General features: G+C 64.8%; 9 protein-coding genes and 1 pseudogene. 3 read left to right on the top strand and 7 right to left on the bottom strand.

Annotated features, from left to right (window positions below):
• From WB785_RS06680 to WB785_RS06670, 3 genes and pseudogenes are all read right to left on the bottom strand, one after another.
• A pseudogene (locus WB785_RS06680) lies at nucleotides 1–361 on the bottom strand (amidohydrolase family protein); the annotation flags it as partial.
• A 73-nt stretch (nucleotides 362–434) separates the two neighbouring features.
• On the bottom strand, nucleotides 435–1268 hold the full coding sequence (locus WB785_RS06675) for an SDR family oxidoreductase (protein ID WP_424077995.1): 834 nt from the start codon (nucleotides 1266–1268) through the stop codon (nucleotides 435–437).
• A 237-nt stretch (nucleotides 1269–1505) separates the two neighbouring features.
• Nucleotides 1506–2441, bottom strand: a complete 936-nt coding sequence (locus WB785_RS06670; RefSeq protein WP_424077994.1) for an enoyl-CoA hydratase — start codon at nucleotides 2439–2441, stop codon at nucleotides 1506–1508.
• 117 nt (nucleotides 2442–2558) lie between these two features.
• On the opposite strand from WB785_RS06670, the gene WB785_RS06665 reads away from it, so the two are divergent.
• Genes WB785_RS06665 through WB785_RS06655 form a run of 3 tightly spaced genes read left to right on the top strand, consistent with a single transcriptional unit; the run spans nucleotide 2559 to nucleotide 4795 of the window.
• Entirely contained in the window at nucleotides 2559–2723 is a 165-nt protein-coding gene (locus tag WB785_RS06665) for a hypothetical protein (protein WP_424077993.1), read from the top strand.
• Nucleotides 2724–4190, top strand: a complete 1467-nt coding sequence (locus tag WB785_RS06660) for an alpha,alpha-trehalose-phosphate synthase (UDP-forming) (RefSeq protein WP_424077992.1) — start codon at nucleotides 2724–2726, stop codon at nucleotides 4188–4190.
• 41 nt (nucleotides 4191–4231) lie between these two features.
• The gene (locus tag WB785_RS06655; protein WP_424077990.1) at nucleotides 4232–4795 is read left to right on the top strand and encodes a hypothetical protein; all 564 of its coding nucleotides are present in this window, start codon (nucleotides 4232–4234) and stop codon (nucleotides 4793–4795) included.
• Nucleotide 4796: 1 nt separating this feature from the next.
• Here WB785_RS06655 and WB785_RS06650 read toward each other — a convergent pair whose 3' ends face one another.
• Genes WB785_RS06650 through WB785_RS06635 form a run of 4 tightly spaced genes read right to left on the bottom strand, consistent with a single transcriptional unit; the run spans nucleotide 4797 to nucleotide 8879 of the window.
• Nucleotides 4797–5279 (bottom strand): mammalian cell entry protein, encoded by a 483-nt coding sequence (locus WB785_RS06650; protein WP_424077988.1) that lies wholly within the window; start codon nucleotides 5277–5279, stop codon nucleotides 4797–4799.
• A complete protein-coding gene (locus WB785_RS06645) occupies nucleotides 5279–5950 on the bottom strand; it encodes a mammalian cell entry protein (protein WP_424077987.1) in 672 nt (223 codons plus the stop codon). Before WB785_RS06645 ends, WB785_RS06650 begins: the two co-directional genes overlap by 1 nt.
• Nucleotides 5947–7662, bottom strand: coding sequence for a virulence factor Mce family protein (locus WB785_RS06640; protein ID WP_424077985.1), 1716 nt, complete (start codon nucleotides 7660–7662; stop codon nucleotides 5947–5949). Before WB785_RS06640 ends, WB785_RS06645 begins: the two co-directional genes overlap by 4 nt.
• Nucleotides 7662–8879, bottom strand: coding sequence for an MlaD family protein (locus WB785_RS06635; RefSeq protein ID WP_424077996.1), 1218 nt, complete (start codon nucleotides 8877–8879; stop codon nucleotides 7662–7664). Before WB785_RS06635 ends, WB785_RS06640 begins: the two co-directional genes overlap by 1 nt.
• Nucleotides 8880–8901 lie beyond the last annotated feature (22 nt).

Genomic DNA, 8901 nt, shown 5'->3' with positions numbered 1-8901 from the left:
GCCAGCGGTTGTGGGCCTGCACGCCGGCCCAGCGCTTTTCGAACTCTTCGCGGGTCCGGGGAAGACTGATGGTGATGTTGGGTGTGGTCGGGAAGAACGGCGGAACGGTGTTGGGCAGAAGCACCTCTGCCGCCACTCCGTCGGCGTCCATGTCGGCGATCCGGAGCTCGTGATCCCAGTTGCGTTGAGCGGTCGCGGTGATCAGATCATCGAACGGGCTCACGTAAGTCTTGGCCCATGCCTCGAACTCGTCGTGCAGGGCCGCAGGCAGATACGGCTTGTAGTCGTGGAGATCGGCCCCGGCGTGCGTATCCGTCGAGATGACGACGTAGCGATCGATCGTGTCCCAGGTTGTAGCCATCGCATCCTCCGACGTTGTCGCTATTAAAGGCTAGCCTTTCGAGTGGCCCGACGATCGGAAGTTCTTCATACCGTCACACCACCCCACGTAATCCGTCGGCACCGAACACCGGTTCCAGCATCGCGGTGAAGTCCGGGCCACGGCGCAGCAGGTGCCCGCCGTCGACGTTGATGATTTGGCCGGTGATCCAGCTGGCGGCGTCGCTCAACAGAAACATCGCCGCGTTGGCGATGTCGTCGACCTCACCCACCCGCGGCAGCGGGGTGCAGCTGCGGTAATCCCCGGACAGTTCGGGCGAGTCCGTGATCGCCGCGACCAGATCGGTGCGGATCAACCCCGGACGGATGGCGTTGACCCGCACCCAGGACGGGCCCAGCTCATCGGCGGCCAACTGCATCAGGTGATCGACGCCCGACTTGGTGACCCCGTAGGCGCCGAACCAGCGGTGGGTGTTGCTGGCCGCGATCGACGAAATGCCGACGAACGACCCGCCACCGCCCCGCACCAGTTCGCGGGCGGCGTGCTTGAGCACGTACATGGTGCCGTTGATGTTGAGGTCGACGGTGCGCCGCCACGCCTCGGAGTCGATCTGGGTGATCGGCCCGATGGTCTGCGATCCGCCCGCACAATGCACCACGCCGTGCAGGCGACCATGCCACGCCGTGACGGCATCGACGGCGCGGGCGACCTCGTCTTCGTTGGTGACGTCAGCCGGCTCGTATCGGATCGCGCCACCGCGGCCCTTGCCCGCCTCGATTTCTTCGACCGCCGCCGCGAGCCGATCGGCGTTACGACCGATGATCATCACCGCGGCCCCGGCGGCTACCAGCCCGGCCGCGACCCCCTTACCGATGCCACTGCCACCGCCAGTAACCAGGTATGTCCGGTCTTCGAACGAAAGCTCCACGCCAGCCCCTTCACACCGAAACTGAAACAGGTTCTAGTCATCGAACCATGCGGCCGCGACAGCGAATGAAGCGGCATGCAGTCACACCTGCCACAGCCGTCGCTGGAAGCGAAGATGCGTTGTTTGCCCGCCTACGAGCGACAGTCCTGGGGCGCCCCGAAGAAGTCGCTCGAAGGCGGGCACAACGCATGTCCCCGCCGGAGCAGGGCTGCTGTGACGGATGTGATCCTCGCCGGGTTACGGCTCGTCGCGGCGGGCGATCTTCGACGGCTTCGGCGAGCGCCAGTCCTCGACATCGGGTGGCAGCCCGACCGGATACCTGTTCTCGTTGTGCGCCGCCCAGTGGGCGTGCCCGAGTTCGTGAATATGGAACGCGTGGCGCAACGCCTCGGTGAAACCCATCGCGTCCGACGCCGCGTTGACCGAATCCTTGATCAGCAGCGCCGCCATCGTCGGCCGCTCGGCAATTCGCCGCGCGAACTCCAGGGTCTTGTCCTCGAGTTCGTCGACCGGAAAGACCTTGGATACCATACCGAGGCGGTAAGCCTCATCGGCGTCCAGCGAATCACCGGTCAGCAGAAGCTCTTTGGCCTTGCGCGGACCGAACTCCCAAGGATGAGCGTAATATTCGACGCCGGGCATGCCCATGCGGACAGCGACCACGTCGCTGAATTTCGCGTTGTCGGCGGCGACGATCAGATCACACGCCCAGATCAGCATCAAGCCCGCAGAGATCGCGTTGCCCTGTACCTGGGCAATGGTGATCTTGCGCAGATCGCGCCAACGGCAGGTGTTTTGGAAGAAGTAGTGCCATTCCTGAAGGTAGACCTTCTCCGCGACCGGATCCCGGGTGGCGCCGTTGATCCGGAAGCTGGGCAGCTGGTCCGGTCCGGGCGCCCGCTCGGCCAATGCCAACTCCGAGCCCAGGTCGTGACCGGCGGAGAAATTCCGACCGCGCGCAGCCAAGATCACCACCCGCACGTCGTCGTCGGCCTCGGCTCGTAAGAATGCCTCGTCGAGTTGGACCAGCAAACCGCGGCTCTGCGCGTTGTGCGCGTCCGGCCGGTTGAGCCAGATCCGTGCGATGCGGCCGTCGTCGAGCGTTTCGTAGGCGACCAGGTCTTCGGGTTTCGCGTCAACCGCGTTGGTGCCCACCTCGTTGGGGACTGCCATGCGCCACCTCACTCGCCTTGGTTAGACGCTTACACATTACGGCCAGCCCGTAACGCCGCGATCAGCGGGTTAGGACGTCGGCTGCAGGCGAACATGCACGTCGCATACAGTTATGTCATGCCGGCTAAACCTGATCCCCACGAAATCGAAGATGTGGCACCGCTGACCGACACCACCGCAAGCCAGGCCAGGCGCATAGTAGCGGCCTACGCGACCGACGCCGACGAATGCCGCGTCTTCTTGTCGATGCTCGGCATTGGACCGGCGAAAATCGAGGTGTAAATGCCCCCCTCGGGAGGCAAGGGTTCGAAGGAATCTGCCGCCGGGGAGTCCGACTTCGTGGTGGTGGCCAACCGGCTGCCGATCGACATGGAGCGGCTGCCCGACGGCAGTACCACCTTCAAGCGCAGCCCCGGCGGGTTGGTTACGGCACTCGAGCCGCTGCTACGCCGCCGTCACGGAGCCTGGGTCGGGTGGCCAGGCATCGTTGACGGCGACGAGGAGCCCATCGAGGCGGAGGACCTTACGCTGCATCCGGTGCGGCTATCCGCCGACGACGTCGCTGAATACTACGAGGGTTTCTCCAACGCCACCCTGTGGCCGCTTTATCACGACGTCATCGTCAAACCGATCTACCACCGGGAATGGTGGGATCGCTACGTCGAGGTCAACCGCCGATTCGCCAAGGCCGCTGCGCGCGCCGCCGCCCGGGGGGCGACGGTTTGGGTGCAGGACTACCAGTTGCAGCTGGTGCCTGCGATGCTGCGCGAGCTGCGGCCTGATTTGACCATCGGCTTCTTTTTGCACATCCCGTTTCCGCCGGTCGAGCTGTTCATGCAGTTGCCCTGGCGCACCGAGATCGTGGAAGGACTGCTCGGCGCGGACTTGGTGGGCTTCCATCTGACCGGTGGTGCGCAGAACTTTCTGATTCTGTCGCGGCGGCTGGTGGGCGCCAACACCTCCCGCGGTTCGGTCGGCGTCCGTTCGCGTTTCGGTGAGGTGGAGGTCGACGGGCGCGTCACTCGGGTGGGCGCATTCCCGATCTCCATCGACTCCAGCGACCTCGACCAGAAGGGCCGTGACCGCAACATCCGCAAGCGGGCCAAAGAGATCCGGGCCGAGATCGGCAATCCCCGCAAGGTTCTGCTCGGCGTCGACCGGCTCGATTACACCAAAGGCATCGATGTGCGCCTCAAGGCATTCGCTGAGCTGCTCGCGGAGGGCCGGGTCAAGGGCGACGATACCGTGCTGGTCCAGCTCGCCACGCCCAGCCGCGAACGGGTGGAGAGCTACCAGGTCCTGCGCAACGATATCGAACGCCAAGTGGGCCACATCAACGGCGAATATGGCGAGGTCGGCCATCCGGTGGTGCACTACCTGCACCGCCCGGTTCCCCGGGATGAACTCGTCGCGTTCTTCGTGGCTAGCGATGTCATGCTGGTCACCCCGCTGCGGGACGGGATGAACCTGGTGGCCAAGGAGTATGTCGCGTGCCGCAGCGATCTGGGCGGTGCGCTGGTGCTCAGCGAATTCACCGGTGCGGCAGCCGAACTCCGGCAGGCCTACCAGGTCAACCCGCACGACACCGAAGGCGTGAAAGACGCGATCGAGACAGCGCTCAACCAGTCGGTCGAGGAGGGACGGCGCCGGATGCGGGCTTTGCGACGCCAGGTCCTCGTCCACGACGTCGATCGTTGGGCTCGGTCGTTCCTCGAAGCGCTGGGCGAGGCGCATCCGCATAACGGCTGATTTCGATGGTGTTGCTCCAGGCGCGCTGCGATACTCGGTGGGTGAGTATTCCCCGCGGCCTGACCGTCGCCGCTGTCATGGCACTCGCGGCGCTGGGAACGGCGAGCCCCGCAAAAGCGCTCGGACCGCCGCCGGATGGCATGTACAGCTTCAACGAAGCCGGGGCCCTGGCAAGCACGTGGAAGATCTACGCGCTCTGTGACGCGCCATCTCGCCAGCGGGCCATCCCCGACTTCACCGACCCGGTCATCGCGGCAGACCTCTGCGCTCTCAACGTCGTGAGTACGACAGCCCGGCTCGTCACCCGTCAGGAAAAGCAGGCGAATTTTGGCGGCCGCGCGCGACTCACCAGCGATCTGTGGACCTTTCAGATACCGAAGGCTGATGGCGTGAATTGTCCGGACGGCACCACCGCGGCATCGACGGAAACGTACGCGTTCGACGACGTGTCACTGGCCGGCACGCATACCAGCATTCACGGCGACGTCTGCGGCCTTCAACCCGCGATGACGAAGACTCCGTTCACGCTGGCGTTCCAGGGCCCGCTGCCCAATCCGGTCGAGCGCTATCCGTTGGACTGCAACGAGATCGGCCAATGCCGCTGAACTAGATCGGCGTGATGTAGTTGATCAGCCATTTGCCGCCGACCCGCTGATAGTCGACCCGCAATCGGCTACCGTCGTAGAGCGGTTGACGCGATTTGTCGGTCACGGTGCGGTTCATGTAGACCATCACCGACGCCGAATTACGTTGCGCCGCCATGACTCCCACGCCGACAACGTTGGCCTGCACGACCACCTCGCGCTTCTTTGCCTCCGGGATGATCTGCTGGGTGGCGCTTTTCTCGAACTCGTGCCGATAGCCCGGGGTGAGCAACGGGTACGCGGCGTTGAGACTACGCTCAACGGTCTGGAAATCGTAGGCGAACACTTGTGGAATTTCCTTGGCGGCCAACGGCGGAAGCACCGTCCGTGCTGCCTGCTCACCGCGGGTCTCCACCCGTTGCCAATAGAACCAGCCACCGGCCGCGGCCAACCCGACGAAGGCGGTGGTCAGCAAGCTGACCGCGGCGGCGATCAACCACCGCATCAATTGCCTCCCTCGGGATACTTCAGGTCATAGCCGGTCATCCGGCCGTTGTCGTCCTCGTGGACGATCACGCGCATCCGGTAGGGCATCGACGGCTTGTTGACGCCGTCGATGTCGGTGACCGTCACCCGCACCGACACCAGTACCGAGGCATTGTCGGTGACGCTGTCGATGCCCTCCAGGGCGGCGCCGTTGATGACCGCCTCCGATTTCGAATTTGTGTCGCGGAACAGTGCCTTGATGTTTTCCACGTTGTTGTTCGAGCTGAGCATGCCCCGCAGCGGCCCGCTCGTCCCGTCGACGAACCGGGCCACACTTTGGTCGATGGTGTCAGGTGTGTAGCTGAACATGTTGACCACGGTCTGGCTGGCGGTATCGACGAAGCGCTGGGCGCGCGCCTGCGCGGCGTCGGCCTGGCGTTGCTGGATCACCGCGATGAGCAGGGCCGCAGCTAGCACCACAATCCCGACTAGCGCGAATGCCAGCGCCGTCCATCCGACCAGCCGACGATGCGGGGGCCGGCGTGGCGGCGGACCGAGCGGCGTGGCTCGCTGCTTGATCGGCTCCGGCGGTGCATCGAGCCGGACCGTGGTTGAAGCTGCCTCACCGCCGACCGGACCGGCTGCCCGCGACGCGCGCCGTCGCGTGGGTCGCGTCGCCGACTCGGTCACAACTGCCTCGGATCGCGCATCAGGTCCACCCAGTTCTCGGCGCTCGATACTCTGCCGGGCGCGAAGATACCAGCGCCTCCCGCGGGGTCCTGAAAAACGCCGGTGTTCTGGTCGTAGGTGGTGTAGGCGGCGCCGTTGGCCTGCGGCACCGGACCGGGTGGCGGGCCCCACGGCTTCTCCGGCGGCGGGTACGGCGGCGGCGGTGAGAGACCCTCCGGTGGTGGGGGCGGTGGAACCGCCTTCGGGAACGGAATCGCCGGAGGCTGCGGCGGGTACGGCGCAGGCGGTATCCACGCCTGCCGGCCATCGGTTCCACCGGTGTTGGGCGGCGGCGGCACCGGGAACGGCTGGTTGGGCGCCGGACCGGGTCCGGGCACTTGTCCGGGCGGCACCGCGTTCGGAGGATACGGTGTGCCCGGATCGGGGTCTGCTCCTGGCGGGATGAACGGATACTTGTTGGGCGGCAAAATGTTCAGCCCGTTGGTCACCGGGGTGCCATACGGGATCGGCGGTCCTCGCCACGGGTTGGTGCCGGTTGGCACATAGCCTTTCGGGTCGCGGCAGAGTGCCACCGTCGGTGCCCGCTTGCCTGGGAACTCCTGGCACGGATAGTTGCGCGCTCCGCGCACGGTCGACGGGTCATTTGGGGCGGTCTTGCAGTACATGTCGGTCGGGATTTCCCGCACGGTCTCGTCGGCGGGTGTCCGAATCAACGGGGGCGGAATGAAACCGGTATTGCACGGCGGCGGGTCGATGTTGATTTTGAAGTCCAGTTTGGCGCCCTCGTCCTGGGGCTCACCGCCCGCGGCGGTGGTGATCGCGGCGAACAGCGCCGGCAACACCACCAGCAGCTGCTCGATCGACTTGTGATAGATGACACCAACCCGGCCGAGGTTCGCCAGATTGGCCGCCAGCATAGGGAACGTCGGACGGATACCGGAGAACGCCGTATTGGCCTGGTCGGCGACAGGCGGGATCACAGTTAACAGCTCACGCACCTGCGGGTCGGCCTGCCGTACTTCCGAGGTGAACCGTGCCAGGCCGTCGGACAGCGCCTTGATGTCATCGCCGGAGCGGATCTGGGCCTGCAGGAACGGACCCACCTGATCGATCAGCTGAGAGGTCTGCGGAAAGGTGGCATTGGCCTCGTCCACCAGCAGCCGGGACGATTCGATCAACCGGGCCAACTCCGGACCGGTCCCGTTGAATGCGGTGAAGGTTTCGTGCAACAGTTCCCGCAGCCGGGTGTCGGCGACGCTGTTGACCAGCGTCTCGGATTGATGCAGCAGAGTCGCGATGTCCAAGCCGATCGCGGTGTTGTTCCTATCGATGCGAGATCCATTGTGCAGCTTGCTCGGTGCAGCGTGATTAGGTGGCACCAGGTCGATGTATTGCTCACCGATGGCCGACACGCTTTTCACGGTCGCGGTGACGTTCGACGGGACCGTGGTGCCGCTGTTCAGCCGCATGACCGCGTCGACGCCGTGCGAGTTGAGCCCCACCGACTCCACCCGGCCGACCGCGACGCCGCGGTAGGTGACGTTGGCGTTCTTGTACAGGCCGCCGCCGGCAACGAAGTCGGCAGTCACCTGGTAGGTGCCGAGGCCCAGCGTGGCCGGTAGCCGCAGATAGAAGATCGCCATCAGGGCAACCGTGATCACGGTGACCACCCCGAAGATGGCCAGTTGGGCTTTGGTCAGTCGATCCAGCATCAGTGCTGTCCTGCCGGTGTTCCGGGTGGGATCTTGAACGGGTCGGCAGCCTGTCCAGACAAGTTGGCCTGCTCCCCGAGCAGGAAGTCCGGCGGGTTGAGGACGTCCTTCATGTGCAGCATGTTCGGGTCGAGTGGCCAGGAAGTCGTGAAGAACGTTTCGCCGAGCCGTCGCACGGTGAGGTCGAACGTTGTGAACACGTTGAGGTAATCACCGCGCACCGCCTGCTTGATGCCGAAGTTCGGGAACGGGAATGTCAGCAACAACTGAAGCGACGTGACGAAGTTCTTGCGGTTGTCGGCCAGCGCCTTGGTAGCCGAGTACAGGCTTTTGAGGTCTTCGGCGAAATCCACTTTGGTTTGCGACAATACGTGCGACGCCACCGTCGCCACCTTCTTGAGCGCGGCGAACGCCTCGACGATCTTGTCCCGATTCTTGTTGAGCACCAACAGAGCACCGGGCAGCGATTCCAACGCCCGTGCGAGGCTGTCCTTGTTGTTCGCAAGGATCGCCGAGAACCGGTCCAAACCGTCGATGGCTGCAATGATGTCGTTGACTTGCTTGTTCAGCCCCGCCGTCAACTCGGCCAGATGTGGCACCAGGTTGGTGAACTGGCTTTCCCGACCGGCCACCGCCTGATAGCTCTCATCGGTGATCTCCTGCAGCGCACCAAGATTGCCCTTGTTGACCACCACGCCAAGCGCCGAGAGCACCTCCTCGGTGGTGGGATAGCGACTGGTGCGGGACTCCTGGATGGTCGAACCGTCGATCAGCCGGCCCGCGGCCATGGTGCTTGCGGTGGTGCCGCAAACTCCGCCTTCGCGTATAGGTCTGTGGGCCGGCGGCTGATCCTTCGGGGCAGTCAACTCGATGTGCTGGGAGCCCAACAATGAGGTTTGCGCCACCTCGGCGGTCGAGTTCGCCGGCAACACGACGTTTGAATCCAGCGCCAACTTGACTGCGGCATAGAAGCTTCCGTCCGGGCACTGCCTCGCGGCGAGTCCGGAGACACTGCCGACGGTGACGTCGTCGACCATGACCGGTGAGTTCTGCGGCAGTGTCGCCACATCGGGCAGGTCGACGGTGATCGAGTAGGAACCGGGGCCATGGCCGGCGGTACCGGGCAGCGAGATGGAGTTCAACCCGCCGAACTGACATCCGGCGAGCAGCGCACTGCCTGCCACTAATGCGCTGCCGCGCAACCAGATTCCGCTCATCGCCCGGCTCCCTGCTCCGCCG

It is taken from the genome of Mycobacterium sp. (genome assembly GCF_049585075.1).
Lineage (GTDB): Bacteria > Actinomycetota > Actinomycetes > Mycobacteriales > Mycobacteriaceae > Mycobacterium.
The sequence above is the reverse complement of the archived record's forward strand: the minus strand, read 5'-3'. Positions and strand labels throughout refer to the sequence as shown.